Source organism: Schaalia sp. (assembly GCF_050312375.1).
GTDB lineage: Bacteria > Actinomycetota > Actinomycetes > Actinomycetales > Actinomycetaceae > Pauljensenia > Pauljensenia hyovaginalis.
Genome location: NZ_JBNOYB010000032.1, coordinates 1 through 13,491, shown reverse-complemented (window position 1 = coordinate 13,491; position 13,491 = coordinate 1). Strand labels below are relative to the sequence as shown.

At 66.8% G+C, this 13,491-nt stretch carries 24 protein-coding genes; all 24 read left to right on the top strand.

Features of this window, described 5'->3' with window-relative positions; all coding sequences use genetic code 11:
- Window positions 1-492: 492 nt before the first annotated feature.
- Window positions 493-801, top strand: a complete 309-nt coding sequence (gene rpsJ, locus ACQY7V_RS02410; protein ID WP_003790631.1) for a 30S ribosomal protein S10 — start codon at window positions 493-495, stop codon at window positions 799-801.
- Between the two features lie 11 nt (window positions 802-812).
- Complete coding sequence (gene rplC, locus ACQY7V_RS02405) at window positions 813-1,475, top strand: 50S ribosomal protein L3 (protein ID WP_154476204.1); 663 nt, start codon at window positions 813-815, stop codon at window positions 1,473-1,475.
- Between the two features lies 1 nt (window position 1,476).
- The gene (gene rplD / locus ACQY7V_RS02400; RefSeq protein ID WP_154476205.1) at window positions 1,477-2,121 is read left to right on the top strand and encodes a 50S ribosomal protein L4; all 645 of its coding nucleotides are present in this window, start codon (window positions 1,477-1,479) and stop codon (window positions 2,119-2,121) included.
- Entirely contained in the window at window positions 2,118-2,423 is a 306-nt protein-coding gene (gene rplW, locus ACQY7V_RS02395) for a 50S ribosomal protein L23 (protein ID WP_184453732.1), read from the top strand. Before rplD ends, rplW begins: the two co-directional genes overlap by 4 nt.
- 24 nt (window positions 2,424-2,447) lie before the next feature.
- Window positions 2,448-3,284 (top strand): 50S ribosomal protein L2, encoded by an 837-nt coding sequence (gene rplB, locus ACQY7V_RS02390; RefSeq protein ID WP_154476206.1) that lies wholly within the window; start codon window positions 2,448-2,450, stop codon window positions 3,282-3,284.
- Between the two features lie 16 nt (window positions 3,285-3,300).
- Window positions 3,301-3,582, top strand: coding sequence for a 30S ribosomal protein S19 (gene rpsS / locus ACQY7V_RS02385; RefSeq protein ID WP_005962242.1), 282 nt, complete (start codon window positions 3,301-3,303; stop codon window positions 3,580-3,582).
- Window positions 3,583-3,610: 28 nt separating this feature from the next.
- Complete coding sequence (gene rplV / locus ACQY7V_RS02380; protein ID WP_154476207.1) at window positions 3,611-3,982, top strand: 50S ribosomal protein L22; 372 nt, start codon at window positions 3,611-3,613, stop codon at window positions 3,980-3,982.
- A gap of 1 nt (window position 3,983) precedes the next feature.
- Complete coding sequence (gene rpsC, locus ACQY7V_RS02375; RefSeq protein WP_154476208.1) at window positions 3,984-4,784, top strand: 30S ribosomal protein S3; 801 nt, start codon at window positions 3,984-3,986, stop codon at window positions 4,782-4,784.
- Between the two features lie 5 nt (window positions 4,785-4,789).
- The gene (gene rplP / locus ACQY7V_RS02370; protein ID WP_154476209.1) at window positions 4,790-5,209 is read left to right on the top strand and encodes a 50S ribosomal protein L16; all 420 of its coding nucleotides are present in this window, start codon (window positions 4,790-4,792) and stop codon (window positions 5,207-5,209) included.
- On the top strand, window positions 5,209-5,442 hold the full coding sequence (gene rpmC / locus ACQY7V_RS02365) for a 50S ribosomal protein L29 (protein ID WP_154476211.1): 234 nt from the start codon (window positions 5,209-5,211) through the stop codon (window positions 5,440-5,442). Before rplP ends, rpmC begins: the two co-directional genes overlap by 1 nt.
- A 5-nt stretch (window positions 5,443-5,447) precedes the next feature.
- Window positions 5,448-5,714, top strand: a complete 267-nt coding sequence (gene rpsQ, locus ACQY7V_RS02360; RefSeq protein WP_154476213.1) for a 30S ribosomal protein S17 — start codon at window positions 5,448-5,450, stop codon at window positions 5,712-5,714.
- Between the two features lie 456 nt (window positions 5,715-6,170).
- A complete protein-coding gene (rplN, locus tag ACQY7V_RS02355; RefSeq protein WP_154476215.1) occupies window positions 6,171-6,539 on the top strand; it encodes a 50S ribosomal protein L14 in 369 nt (122 codons plus the stop codon).
- Window positions 6,539-6,970, top strand: a complete 432-nt coding sequence (gene rplX / locus ACQY7V_RS02350) for a 50S ribosomal protein L24 (RefSeq protein WP_184453726.1) — start codon at window positions 6,539-6,541, stop codon at window positions 6,968-6,970. Before rplN ends, rplX begins: the two co-directional genes overlap by 1 nt.
- 2 nt (window positions 6,971-6,972) lie before the next feature.
- Window positions 6,973-7,518, top strand: a complete 546-nt coding sequence (gene rplE / locus ACQY7V_RS02345; RefSeq protein WP_154476220.1) for a 50S ribosomal protein L5 — start codon at window positions 6,973-6,975, stop codon at window positions 7,516-7,518.
- Window positions 7,519-7,521: 3 nt separating this feature from the next.
- The gene (locus tag ACQY7V_RS02340; RefSeq protein WP_154476222.1) at window positions 7,522-7,707 is read left to right on the top strand and encodes a type Z 30S ribosomal protein S14; all 186 of its coding nucleotides are present in this window, start codon (window positions 7,522-7,524) and stop codon (window positions 7,705-7,707) included.
- A 63-nt stretch (window positions 7,708-7,770) separates the two neighbouring features.
- The gene (gene rpsH / locus ACQY7V_RS02335) at window positions 7,771-8,169 is read left to right on the top strand and encodes a 30S ribosomal protein S8 (RefSeq protein ID WP_154476224.1); all 399 of its coding nucleotides are present in this window, start codon (window positions 7,771-7,773) and stop codon (window positions 8,167-8,169) included.
- 15 nt (window positions 8,170-8,184) lie between these two features.
- Entirely contained in the window at window positions 8,185-8,721 is a 537-nt protein-coding gene (rplF, locus tag ACQY7V_RS02330) for a 50S ribosomal protein L6 (RefSeq protein WP_154476226.1), read from the top strand.
- Window positions 8,721-9,092, top strand: coding sequence for a 50S ribosomal protein L18 (gene rplR / locus ACQY7V_RS02325; RefSeq protein ID WP_154476228.1), 372 nt, complete (start codon window positions 8,721-8,723; stop codon window positions 9,090-9,092). Before rplF ends, rplR begins: the two co-directional genes overlap by 1 nt.
- Before the next feature lie 28 nt (window positions 9,093-9,120).
- Window positions 9,121-9,816 carry a 30S ribosomal protein S5 gene (gene rpsE / locus ACQY7V_RS02320; protein WP_154476230.1) on the top strand — a complete coding sequence of 232 codons (696 nt, stop codon included), beginning with the start codon at window positions 9,121-9,123 and terminating at the stop codon, window positions 9,814-9,816.
- Entirely contained in the window at window positions 9,816-9,998 is a 183-nt protein-coding gene (rpmD, locus tag ACQY7V_RS02315) for a 50S ribosomal protein L30 (protein WP_154476232.1), read from the top strand. Before rpsE ends, rpmD begins: the two co-directional genes overlap by 1 nt.
- Window positions 9,999-10,000: 2 nt before the next feature.
- Entirely contained in the window at window positions 10,001-10,477 is a 477-nt protein-coding gene (gene rplO / locus ACQY7V_RS02310; RefSeq protein WP_154476234.1) for a 50S ribosomal protein L15, read from the top strand.
- A gap of 182 nt (window positions 10,478-10,659) precedes the next feature.
- Window positions 10,660-11,952, top strand: a complete 1,293-nt coding sequence (gene secY, locus ACQY7V_RS02305) for a preprotein translocase subunit SecY (RefSeq protein WP_154476236.1) — start codon at window positions 10,660-10,662, stop codon at window positions 11,950-11,952.
- Window positions 11,949-12,527, top strand: a complete 579-nt coding sequence (locus ACQY7V_RS02300) for an adenylate kinase (RefSeq protein ID WP_154476238.1) — start codon at window positions 11,949-11,951, stop codon at window positions 12,525-12,527. Before secY ends, ACQY7V_RS02300 begins: the two co-directional genes overlap by 4 nt.
- Window position 12,528: 1 nt before the next feature.
- Window positions 12,529-13,440: a type I methionyl aminopeptidase gene (locus ACQY7V_RS02295; RefSeq protein WP_428638712.1), complete on the top strand. Its 912-nt coding sequence runs from the start codon at window positions 12,529-12,531 to the stop codon at window positions 13,438-13,440.
- Window positions 13,441-13,491: the final 51 nt, after the last annotated feature.

Sequence of the window (13,491 nt, the reverse complement as noted above, 5' to 3'; positions counted from 1 at the left end):
CACTACTCCTCGAGTCCGCCGCCCCCATTCGTATCCGGGGCCCTGAGACGCCGGGCCTCGAACGCCGGCGGAGGCCCTCGGCCGACCCTTCGGACTCAGGTGTGATGCACACCGTCTTGGACGACACGCCCGAGTGCGGGTACACTCGTTTCCCGGCGCTCATCGAAGGCGCGGCTCGGGCCCCTCGTCCGGCCGTTCGGATCGATGAGCGGAATCGATCTTCCGCACGATGTCGGAGGATTCACACGTCGGCGGCGGGCTGCGAACTTGCCGCGGGCGAAGCGGATCTGACAGACTGGAACGGTTGCCTCGCGATCCGCGCGGGGCGGTTTCGCAGGGCTTCTGCGAACCGGGCATCACGCCCGAGATCTTTGGACAAGACAACGGTCCGCCCCCGATCCAGGGGGAAACCGCGCACGAGTGCCGCCGATAAGGCGACACGCCCGAGTGCGGGGACCGGTGACGAATCTGTACGAGAAGAGGTAAGACGGCATGGCGGGACAGAAGATCCGCATCCGGCTGAAGTCGTATGACCACGAGGTCATCGACAGCTCCGCGCGCAAGATCGTGGACACCGTGCAGCGAGCGGGCGCCACCGTGGTGGGCCCGGTGCCGCTGCCGACCGAAAAGAACGTGTTCGTCGTCATTCGGTCGCCCCACAAGTACAAGGACAGCCGCGAGCACTTCGAGATGCGCACCCACAAGCGGCTCATCGACATCATCGACCCGACCCCGAAGGCCGTCGACTCGCTCATGCGCCTCGACCTGCCCGCGGACGTCAACATCGAGATCAAGCTCTGAGGACATCTGCAATGACTACTGACAACACGCAGCACGCGCCCGTGAAGGCGCTGCTCGGCCGCAAGCTCGGCATGACCCAGGTCTGGGACGCCGACGGCCGCCTCGTGCCCCTCACTGTCGTTCAGGTCGACACCAACGTCGTCACGCAGGTTCGCACCGAGGACGTCGACGGCTACAGCGCCGTCCAGCTCGGCTTCGGCGAGCTCCCCGCCCGCAAGGTGACCAAGCCGATGGCCGGTCACTTCGCCAAGGCCGGTGTCGAGCCCCGCCGCCACCTCGCCGAGATCCGCACCTCCGCCGCCGACTCCTATGAGCTCGGCCAGGAACTCGACGCCGCCACCTTCGAAGCGGGCGAGTCCGTCGACGTTTCCGGCAACACCAAGGGCAAGGGCTTCGCGGGCGTCATGAAGCGTCACGGCTTCGCCGGCGTCTCCGCCTCCCACGGCGCGCACCGCAACCACCGCAAGCCCGGTTCGATCGGCGCCTGCGCGACCCCCGGACGCATCTTCAAGGGCCTGCGCATGGCAGGCCGCATGGGTGGTGTCCGCCGTACCGTCCAGAACCTCAAGGTCCAGGCCGTCGACACCGAGAAGGGCCTGCTGCTCATCAGCGGCGCCATCCCCGGTCCGAAGAACGGCGTGGTCCTGGTTCGCTCGTCCGTGAAGGGTGCGTGAAATGTCTGACGTTCAGACCCTCGACGTCCTCGATCTTTCGGGCAAGAAGGCCGCTTCCGTGGACCTTCCCGCCGAGATCTTCGACGTTCCGACCAACATTCCGCTGATGCACCAGGTCGTCGTCGCTCAGCTCGCTGCCGCCCGCCAGGGCACGCACGCGACCAAGACGCGCGGCCAGGTCTCCGGCGGCGGCAAGAAGCCCTTCCGCCAGAAGGGCACGGGCAACGCCCGTCAGGGCTCGATCCGCGCCCCGCACTTCACCGGCGGCGGCATCGTCCACGGCCCGCAGCCCCGCGACTACGATCAGCGCACCCCCAAGAAGATGAAGCAGGGCGCACTCCGCTCGGCTCTGTCCGACCGTGCGCGCGCCGGCCGCATCCACGTCGTCACGGCCCTCATCGAGGCCGAGACCCCGAAGACGAAGGTCGCCCTCGCCGCGCTGCGCAAGCTCGTCGAGGACCGTCAGGCCCTCGTCGTCCTCGAGCGCGGGGACGAGGTCACCGCCCTCTCCCTTCGCAACGTCCCCGAGGTTCACGTGCTCTGGGCCGATCAGCTGAACACCTACGACGTCCTCGACGCCGATGACATCGTGTTCACGCAGGCCGCCCTCGAGTCCTTCCTCGGCACCAAGGAGGAGACCAAGTGAGCACCCTCGAAGCGAGCAAGAATCCTCGCGACATCATTCTCAAGCCGGTCGTCACCGAGAAGTCCTCCATCCTCATGGATGAGGGCAAGTACACCTTCGAGGTCGACCCGCGCGCCAACAAGACCGAGATCAAGATCGCCATCGAAGCGATCTTCGGCGTCAAGGTCGGCCAGGTCGCGACTCAGAACCGTAAGGGCAAGACCTACCGGACCCGCACGGGTCAGGGCAAGCGCAAGGACGTGAAGCGAGCGATCGTCACCCTGCGCGAGGGCGCCATCGACATCTTCGGCGATCAGGCCTGAGAACCGGAGAGGTAGAGGACAAACATGGGAATCCGCAAGTACAAGCCCACGACTCCGGGTCGTCGCGGCGCCTCGGTCTCCGACTTCGTCGAGATCACCCGCTCCACGCCCGAGAAGTCGCTGCTCCGTCCGCTGCACAAGACCGGCGGTCGCAACTCCAACGGTCGAGTGACCTCGCGTCACCGCGGTGGCGGCCACAAGCGCCAGTACCGCGTCATCGACTTCCGTCGCCATGACAAGGACGGCGTGCCCGCGGTCGTCGCTCACATCGAGTACGACCCGAACCGCACCGCCCGCATCGCCCTCCTGCACTACGCGGACGGCGAGAAGCGCTACATCCTCGCCCCGGCGAAGCTCAACCAGGGCGACCGCGTCGAGGCAGGCCCCGCGGCCGACATCAAGCCCGGCAACAACCTGCCGCTGCGCAACATCCCCCTCGGCACCGTGATCCACGCGGTCGAGCTCAAGCCGGGCGGCGGCGCCAAGATCGCCCGCTCCGCGGGTTCGTCCGTTCAGCTCGTCGCCAAGGAAGGCCGTTTCGCGCAGCTGCGCATGCCCTCCGGTGAGATCCGCAACGTCGAGATCACCTGCCGCGCGACGGTCGGCGAGGTCGGCAACGCCGAGCAGTCGAACATCAACTGGGGCAAGGCCGGCCGCATGCGCTGGAAGGGCAAGCGCCCGCACGTCCGCGGCGTCGTCATGAACCCGGTCGATCACCCGCACGGCGGTGGTGAAGGCCGCACCTCCGGCGGCCGTCACCCGGTCAGCCCGTGGGGCAAGCCCGAGGGGCGCACCCGCCGTCCGAACAAGGACAGCGATCGCCTGATCGTTCGCCGTCGCAAGACCGGCAAGAACCGCTGAGTAGGAGTCGATAACCATGCCGCGCAGTTTGAAGAAGGGCCCGTTCGTCGACGACCACCTGCTCAAGAAGGTCGACGCCGCGAACGAATCCGGCTCGAAGAACGTCATCAAGACCTGGTCGCGCCGTTCGGTCATCACCCCGGATTTCCTGGGCCTGACCTTCGCGGTCCACGACGGTCGCAAGCACGTCCCCGTCTTCGTCACCGAATCGATGGTGGGCCACAAGCTCGGAGAGTTCGCTCCCACGCGCACCTTCCGCAGCCACGACAAGGACGATCGTAAGGGACGCCGGCGCTGAGCCGGCCCTGGGAAGAAGAGGCAGATACATGGAAGCCAAGGCGCAGGCGCGTTATGTCCGCGTCACGCCCCAGAAGGCCCGCCGCGTCGTGAACGAAGTTCGTGGCAAGGCCGTCCTGGAGGCCGCCGACATCCTGAGGTTCGCCCCTCAGGCCGTCGCCACCGATGTCCGCAAGGTGCTCCTCAGCGCCGTCGCCAACTCGAAGGTCAAGGCGGAAGCCGCCGGCGAGACCTTCAACGAGGCGGAGCTTCAGATCATTGAAGCTTTCGTCGATGAGGGACCGACCATGAAGCGCTTCCGTCCGCGCGCTCAGGGCCGCGCAGGACGCATCCTCAAGCGCACGAGCCACATCACGCTCGTGGTCGGCACCAAGGAAGACAAGAAGAAGGGAGACCGCTGATATGGGCCAGAAGGTCAACCCCACCGGGTTCCGCCTGGGAATCACCACCGATCACCGGTCCCGCTGGTTCTCCGATTCCACGACGAAGGGTCAGCGCTACGCCGACTACGTCGCCGAGGACGTCGCCATCCGCAAGAACCTCACCGAGAACCTCGAGCGCGCGGGCATCTCGAAGGTCGATATCGAGCGCACCCGTGACCGCGTGCGCGTCGACCTCCACACCGCTCGCCCGGGCATCGTCATCGGCCGCCGCGGCGCCGAGGCCGATCGCCTTCGCCAGGATCTCGAGAAGCTCACCGGCAAGCAGGTCCAGCTCAACATCCTCGAGGTGAAGAACCCCGACATGGATGCGCAGCTGGTCGCTCAGGGCATCGCAGAGCAGCTCGCGGCCCGCGTTTCCTTCCGCCGCGCCATGCGCAAGGGCATCCAGTCCGCGCAGCGCGCCGGCGCCAAGGGCATCCGCGTGCAGGTGTCGGGCCGCCTCGGCGGCGCCGAAATGAGCCGCTCGGAGTTCTACCGCGAGGGTCGCGTGCCGCTGCACACCCTCCGCGCCAACATCGATTACGGATTCCACGAGGCGCGCACGACCTTCGGTCGCATCGGCGTCAAGGTGTGGATCTACAAGGGCGATCTGACCGAGCGCGAGTTCGCTCGTCAGCAGGCCGAGCAGGCCAACCGCGGTGGACGCCGCGGTGATCGTCGCGGCCCGCGCCGCGGCGGACGCCCGAACCAGGAGACCGCTCAGCAGCAGGCGCCCGTCGAGGCCGCGCCCGCCGCTACTGAAAACGGAACGGAGGCCTGAGCCCCATGCTCATTCCCCGTCGTACCAAGTGGCGCCGTCAGCACCGCCCGCACCGTACCGGTAACGCCACCGGCGGCACCGAGCTCGCCTTCGGCGAGTACGGCATCCAGGCGCTGACCGGCGCGTACGTGACCAACCGTCAGATCGAGGCGGCACGTATCGCGATGACGCGTCACATCAAGCGTGGCGGCAAGGTGTGGATCAACATCTTCCCGGACCGTCCGCTCACGAAGAAGCCCGCCGAAACCCGAATGGGTTCCGGTAAGGGCTCCCCGGAGTGGTGGGTCGCCCCCGTCAAGCCGGGCCGCATCCTGTTCGAGCTGGGCGGCGTCGACGAGGCCCTCGCCCGCGAGGCCATGCGCCGCGCCCAGCACAAGCTTCCGATGAAGACCCGTTTCGTGGTCCGAGAGGGTGGTGACATCTGATGGCGGAAAAGGGTCTGACCACCTCCGACCTCGATGCCATGGACGACGCCCAGCTGTCCAAGGAACTCGAGAAGGCCAAGGCCGAACTCTTCAACCTGCGTTTCGCGCAGGCGGTCGGCTCGCTCGAGGATCACGGCCGCATGAAGACCGTGCGCCGCGACATCGCCCGGATCTACACGATCGCGCGTGAGCGGGAGCTCGGCTACCGCACCGCCCCGAGCACCGAGGAGTGAGTGACATGGCAGAATCGACCGAGCGCAACGACCGTAAGGTCCGCCGCGGCTACGTTGTGAGCGACAAGATGGACAAGACCGTCGTCGTTCAGATCGAGGACCGCGTGAAGCACGCCCTCTACGGCAAGGTCATGCGCAAGAACAAGAAGGTCAAGGTCCACGACGAGAACAACGAGTGCGGCATCGGCGACCTCGTTGTCATCATGGAGACGAGGCCGCTCTCGGCGACCAAGCGCTGGCGCGTCGTGGAGATCCTCGAGAAGGCGAAGTGACCCTTCCCCGAGACGAGTGATCCTTCGGGTTCAGCTCCGGTCCGGCCCCTCTTCGGAGGGGCCGGACCCTTTTTCACGCGGAGCTGAAGAGCTCCGGAGTGCGGCTTGCCCGAATAGGCCCCGGAAGGCGCCCAGGAGAGGCGCTGCGGAGAGCGGCGGGCGCGCGGTGAGCACGGCCCCTCGGGAATCCGCCCTCGCCCGTTCCGGGCTCGTTTCATGGGGCAGATCACCGAAAAGACGGTTTCGCCCTCGGCGCGGATGAGGGTAGGCTTGAACAGTTGCGTGACGCGGGTGCAGTGCACCCTCGTCGATAGTGCGAGCGAGCAACATCACGACCCTGTGGTGCGTTCGCGCTGTTGTCGGCTCTCGATGCGCAACGGTCAATGCACGTTCGGCAAGGCTCGCGGGAAGTAATGCTCCCAAGAGAACCTGCTCGACGACAGGAGTCAATAGAAAATGATCCAGCAGGAGTCGCGACTCAAGGTCGCCGACAACACGGGTGCGAAGGAGATTCTCACCATTCGTGTGCTCGGCGGCTCCGCGCGCCGCTACGCGGGAATCGGCGACACGATCGTCGCCACCGTCAAGGACGCCATCCCCGGTGGCACCGTCAAGAAGGGCGACGTCGTCAAGGCGGTCGTCGTCCGCACCCGCAAGGAGACCCGTCGCCCCGACGGCTCCTACATCCGCTTCGATGAGAACGCGGCCGTCATCATCAACTCGAACGGCGAACCGCGTGGCACGCGCATCTTCGGCCCGGTCGGCCGTGAACTGCGCGACAAGAAGTTCATGAAGATCGTGTCCCTCGCGCCGGAGGTGATCTGATGGCAGCCAAGATCCGTAAGGGCGACCTCGTCGAGGTCGTGCGCGGCCGTTCGTCCGACGAGAAGAAGCTCGCCAAGCGCAACGCCCGTCGCGCCGCCGAGGGCCTCGAGCCCCTCAAGCCGGGCGACAAGGGCAAGCAGGGACGCGTCATCAAGGTCTTCCCCGCCGAGGGCAAGGTCCTCGTCGAGGGCATCAACCTCAAGACCCGTCACCTTCGCCAGGGCCAGCAGGGCCAGGCCGGCGGCATCGAGACGATCGAAGCCCCGATCTCCCTCGCCAAGGTCGCCCTGGTCGACCCCGACACCAAGAAGCGCGTTCGCGTCGGATTCCGCGAGGACACCGTCGAGCGCGATGGCCGCACCCGTACCGTCCGGGTCCGCGTGACCCGCGGCGGCGCCAAGCGCGGCATCGAGCAGGGCAAGGAGATCTGAGCATGGCCCCGCGTCTCAAGGAAAAGTACGTCTCGGAGATCCGCGACGCCCTCCGCGCCGAGTTCAAGCACGAGAACATCATGCAGGTCGGCGGCCTCACCAAGATCGTCGTCAACATGGGCGTCGGCGAGGCGGCTCGCGACTCGAAGGCTCTCGAGGGCGCCGTCCGCGACCTCACCCTCATCACCGGCCAGAAGCCCGTGACCACCAGGGCCAAGAAGTCCATCGCGCAGTTCAAGCTCCGCGAGGGCCAGGCGATCGGCGCTCACGTCACGCTGCGCGGCGACCGCATGTGGGAGTTCCTCGATCGTCTCCTCTCGACCGCCCTTCCCCGAATCCGCGACTTCCGCGGCCTCTCGGCGAAGCAGTTCGACGGACACGGCAACTACACCTTCGGTCTCACCGAGCAGTCGATGTTCCACGAGATCGATCAGGACTCCATCGACCGCGTTCGCGGCATGGACATCACGGTCGTCACCTCGGCCGCGACCGACGAAGAGGGCCGCGCCCTCCTGCGTCACCTCGGCTTCCCGTTCAAGGAGGACTGACACATGGCCAAGACGTCCCTGAAGATCAAGGCCGCGCGCAAGCCGAAGTTCGGCGTCCGCGCCTACACCCGGTGCAACCGCTGCGGTCGTCCGCACTCCGTGTACCGCAAGTTCGGACTGTGCCGCGTGTGCCTGCGCGAGCTCGCCCTTCGCGGCGAACTCCCCGGTGTCACCAAGAGCAGCTGGTAAGAATCTGACGTCGCAGGTCCCGGTGCGCCGGAGAAACCGCGACGAGGAAGGGGAGAATCCCCAATGACAATGACAGACCCGATCGCAGACATGCTCACACGTCTGCGCAATGCGAACCGCGCTCACCACGATTCGGTCTCCATGCCGTACTCGAAGCTGAAGAACGCGATCGCCAACATCCTGGTCGAAGAGGGCTACATCGCCTCGACGTCCGTTGAGGATGCCCGCGTGGGCAAGACCCTCACCCTGAACCTGAAGTACGGCTCGCACCGCGAGGCCGCGATTCAGGGGCTGCAGCGCGTGTCCAAGCCCGGTCTGCGCGTGTACGCCAAGTCCACCAACCTGCCCAAGGTCCGCGGCGGCCTCGGCGTGGCGATCCTGTCCACGTCCTCCGGCCTGCTCACCGACCGTCAGGCGGCCGACAAGGGCGTGGGCGGGGAAGTCCTCGCCTACGTCTGGTGATGAGGAGGCTTCACAATGTCGCGAATCGGTAAGACCCCCATCGCCATCCCCGCCGGAGTCGACGTCGCCATCAATGGCGCCGACGTCACCGTCAAGGGCAAGAAGGGCGAACTCACGCACACCGTCGCCGCTCCGATCTCGGTCGCGATCGAAGACGGGCAGATCCTGGTCACCCGCCCCGACGACGAGCGCGTCTCGCGTTCGCTCCACGGGCTCACCCGCACGCTCATCGCGAACATGATCGTCGGCGTGACCGAGGGCTACAAGAAGGAACTCGAGATCACCGGCACCGGTTACCGCGTGGTCGCGAAGGGCAAGAACCTCGAGTTCTCGCTCGGCTTCTCCCACACCGTTCCCGTCGCCGCCCCCGAGGGCATCGAGTTCACCGTCGAGTCCCAGACCAAGTTCACGGTCCACGGCATCGACAAGCAGCTCGTCGGCGAAACGGCCGCTCGCATCCGCAAGCTGAAGAAGCCCGAGCCCTACAAGGGCAAGGGCATCCACTACGTGGGTGAAACGATCCGTCGCAAGGTCGGAAAGGCTGGTAAGTGATGGCTTACACCGTCAAGGGCAAGGGCAAGTTCGTCGCTCGCAAGCGTCGTCACATCCGCCTGCGCAAGAAGGTCAACGGCACGCCCGAGCGCCCCCGTCTCGTCGTCACCCGTTCGAACCGTCACATCGTCGCCCAGGTCATCGACGACACCGTCGGTCGGACTCTCGTGTCCGCTTCGGATATGGAGACCGCCCTCCTCAACGAGGAAGGCACCAAGACCGACAAGGCCCGCAAGGTCGGCGCCCTCGTCGCCGAGCGCGCGAAGGAGGCCGGCGTGAGCGCCGTCGTCTTCGACCGTGGTGGCAACAAGTACCACGGCCGCGTTGCGGCCGTCGCCGAAGCCGCCCGCGAGGCCGGCCTCGAGCTGTGACCGGATCCAAGGAAAGAGAGATCAACTGATGGCTGCACCGCAGCGAACCAGGAACGGTCAGGAAGGCTCTGAGCGTTCCGGCGACGGCGAGCGTCGCGACCGCCGCAATGGCCGCGGCAACGACCGCGACAACCGTCGCGGCAATGACAAGAACGAGTACATCGAGCGCGTTGTCACCATCAACCGCGTCTCCAAGGTCGTGAAGGGCGGACGCCGTTTCTCCTTCACCGCCCTGGTCGTCGTGGGCGATGGCGACGGCACCGTCGGTGTCGGCTACGGAAAGGCCAAGGAAGTTCCCCAGGCCATTTCCAAGGGCGTCGAAGAGGCGAAGAAGAACTTCGTTCGCGTCCCGATGATCCGCCGCACCATCACGCACCTCGTGCAGGGCCGCGACGCCGCCGGCGTCGTGCTGCTCCGCCCGGCCGCCCCGGGAACCGGCGTTATCGCCGGCGGTCCGGTCCGCGCCGTGCTCGAGGCCGCCGGTGTGCACGACGTGCTCACCAAGTCCCTCGGCTCCGACAACGCGATCAACATCGTCCACGCGACGATCGACGCGCTCAAGCAGCTCGAGCAGCCCGAGGCCGTCGCGGCACGCCGCGGCCTCCCGCTCGAGCGCGTCGCCCCGGCCTCGATGCTCCGCGCTCGCGCGGAGGGCGAAGCCGAGAAGCGCGCCGCTGCTGAGAAGGCCGAGGCCGACAAGGCCTCCGCGGGGGTGAATGAGTGATGGCGAAGATCAAGATCACGCAGATCAAGTCCACGATCGGCGCCAAGCAGAACATGAAGGACACCCTGCGCACCCTCGGGCTGCGCAAGATCGGCCAGTCCGTCGTCCGTGAAGACATCGACACCGTCCGCGGTGCGGTGCGCACGGTGCGTCACCTGGTCACCGTTGAGGAGGTCGACTGACCATGGCGGACTCGAAGAACGCCTCGCAGGAGAAGGTGCAGATCGTCAAGCTGCACCACCTGCGGCCGGCCCCCGGCGCCAAGACCGCGAAGACCCGCGTGGGTCGCGGTGAGGGCTCCAAGGGTAAGACCGCGGGACGTGGCACCAAGGGCACGAAGGCCCGCTACCAGGTGTCCGCAGGTTTCGAGGGCGGCCAGATGCCGATCCACATGCGCCTGCCGAAGCTCCGCGGCTTCAAGAATCCCTTCCGCGTCGAATACCAGGTCGTCAACGTCGCCAAGCTCGGGGAGCTCTTCCCCGAGGGCGGCAAGGTGACGGTCGAGGATCTCGTCGCGAAGCACGCCGTCCGCGACGGCGCGCCCGTCAAGGTGCTCGGCTCCGGCGAACTGTCGGTGAAGCTCGAGGTCGAGGTGGACTCCTGGTCCGCCTCCGCCGCCGAGAAGATCACCGCGGCCGGCGGAACCATCACCGCCCGCTGACGTGCGATCGGGGGCGGCCCGGACTCCGGGCCGCCCCCGTTTCTCGTCACTGATCCCCTTCGGGACCCCCTCGGGTCCCGTTCACGACACGACCGTGCGCGAAGCCCCCTGAAACCTGGGGTAGGCTGGCACGGTCGCCGGAGCTGCGCCCCCGGCATGCCCGTCACCAGTAGGAGGAAGCCTTGCTCAGTGCATTCGCCCAGGCGTTCCGCACGCCCGACCTGCGCCGCAAGCTGCTGTTCACGCTGTTCATCATGGCGATGTTCCGCCTCGGCTCGTACATCCCGACACCGGGTGTCGACTCGCAGGCGATCCAGACATGTCTCGCCCAGCAGTCCGAGGCGAACCTCCTCGACCTCGTCAACCTCTTCTCCGGCGGCGCACTCCTCCAGCTGTCGATCTTCGCGCTCGGCATCATGCCTTACATCACCGCGTCGATCATCATCCAGCTGCTGCGCGTGGTGATCCCCCGATTCGACGACCTCCACAAGGAGGGGCAGACCGGTCAGGCGAAGCTCACGCAGTACACGCGCTACCTCACGATCTTCCTCGGCGTCCTCCAGGCGACGACCACGATCACCCTGGCCCGCACGGGCCGCATGTTCTCCGGCTGCAACGCCAAGATCATCGCCGATGAGTCGGCGATCATGTTCCTCATCATGGTGATCGTCATGATGGCGGGTACGGGCGTCGTCATGTGGCTCGGCGAGCTCGTGACCGAGCGCGGCATCGGCAACGGCATGTCGCTCCTCATCTTCACCTCGATCGCCGCCCGCCTCCCCTCCCAGATGATCGCCATCGGCCAGGCGGGCAAGTGGGGCTCGGTCCTCGCGATCCTCCTTCTGCTCCTCGCGGTCACGCTCGCGGTCGTCTACATCGAGCAGGCCCAGCGGCGCATTCCCGTGCAGTACGCGAAGCGCATGGTCGGCCGCCGCCAGTATGGCGGGACGACCACGTACATCCCCTTGAAGATCAACATGTCGGGCGTCATCCCCGTCATCTTCGCCTCCTCGATCCTCGCGCTGCCGATGATGGTGGCGCAGTTCGGCCAGCCCACCGACGGCTGGGTGCAGTGGATTTCGGCGAACTTCCACCAGAACTCTGGGGTCTACCTGACGCTCTACGCGCTGTTCATCCTCTTCTTCGCCTTCTTCTACACGTCGATCACCTTCAACCCGGAGGAGACGGCGGACAACATGAAGCGCTACGGCGGCTTCATCCCCGGTTACCGCGCCGGACGCCCGACCGCCGAGTTCCTGGCCTACGTGATCAACCGTCTGACGACTGCTGGCTCGCTCTACCTCGTGGTGATCGCCCTCCTGCCGTCGCTCCTCATCATCCCCTTGAAGCTCTCGCCGGGTCAGATGCCCTTCGGCGGTACCACGCTCCTCATCGTCGTGGGCGTCGGCCTTCAGACGGTCAAGGAGATCAACACTCAGCTCCAGCAGCATCACTACGAAGGATTCCTCCGATGACGTCCGTCATTCTCCTCGGCCCTCCGGGGGCCGGTAAGGGCACGCAGGCCGCCCGCATCGCGGAGCGGCTGGGCATCCCGGCGATTTCGACCGGTGAGATCTTCCGGACCAACATGGCTGAGGGCACTGAGATCGGCCTGCAGGCGAAGGCGTACATGGATCGGGGCGAGTTCGTCCCCGATTCGGTGACGAACGCGATGGTCCAGGCCCGTCTGTCGGCTCCGGATGCCGCGGGGGGCTTCCTCCTGGACGGCTACCCCCGCAATGTCGAGCAGGCGCGCGTCCTCGCGTCGATGTGCGAGGACCTCGGGCAGTCCGTCGACCTGGTCCTCGAGATCGAGGTTGACGAGGACGAGGTCGTGGCCCGCATGCTCAAGCGCGCCGAGGAGCAGCACCGTGCCGATGACACGGAGCCCGTGATGCGCCACCGTCTTGAGGTGTATCACCAGCAGACCGAGCCGGTCGCCGCGTTCTACGCCGACCACGACCTCCTGGAGGTCGTCGACGGGACCGGTTCGATCGATGAGGTGACCGCCCGCATCTTCGCGGTTCTCGACCGTTTGGAAGGCCGCTGACGTGGCCCGTATCGAGCTCAAGACGATCGAGCAGCTCCGCTGGATGCGGCGCGCCGGTCTGGTCGTCGCGGACATCCACGCCTCGCTGCGGGACGCGGCGCGCCCGGGTGTGACGACGGTGGAGCTCGATGAGGTGTCGGCCGAGGCGATCCGCCGTAACGGTGCGACCTCGAACTTCCTCCACTACTTCGGGTATCCGGCGACGGTGTGCATTTCGGTGAACGACGTGCTCGTCCACGGGATTCCCGGTTCGCAGCGCCTGGAGGCCGGCGACATCGTGAGCTTCGACTGCGGTGCCTGGGTCGGGCAGGCCGGGCGCCAGTGGCACGGGGATGCGGCCTTCACCATGGTGGTCGGGGATCCTTTCATCTCGGATGCGGATTTCGCTTCGGGGACGAGGGCGAGCGGCCCGGCCCCTGCGGGTGTGTCCGAGGAGGTGCTCCGCAAGCGGCGTGAACTCGATGCGGTGACGCGCGAGGCGCTGTGGGCGGCTCTGGCGGGTATCGCCCGCGGGAAGCGCGTGAGCGCGGTCGGCGCAGCCGTCGAGGAGGTCGTGGCGGCTCGCGCCCTCGACTTCGGCTGGGAGGCCGGCATCATCGAGGAGTACACGGGCCACGGCATCGGCACGGCGATGCACCAGGAGCCGGAGGTTCTGAACTTCAACGCCCGTGGTATTTCGCCGCGGTTGAAGCCGGGCATGGCGCTGGCGGTGGAGCCGATGCTGACGACGGGTTCGATCGAGACCTTCACCGAGGACGATGAGTGGACGGTGCGGACCGAGGACGGCTCGGATGCGGCGCAGTGGGAGCATTCGATCGCGATCCTGCCGGACGGGGTATCGGTGTTGACCGCTGCGGACGCGGGTGCGGCCGGGCTCGCGCCCTACGGGATCACTCCGATCAGTCTGGACTGATTGCTCGGGCCGGATGCCGTGACGGAACTCGGGGGGCGGAGCGCATTGCGC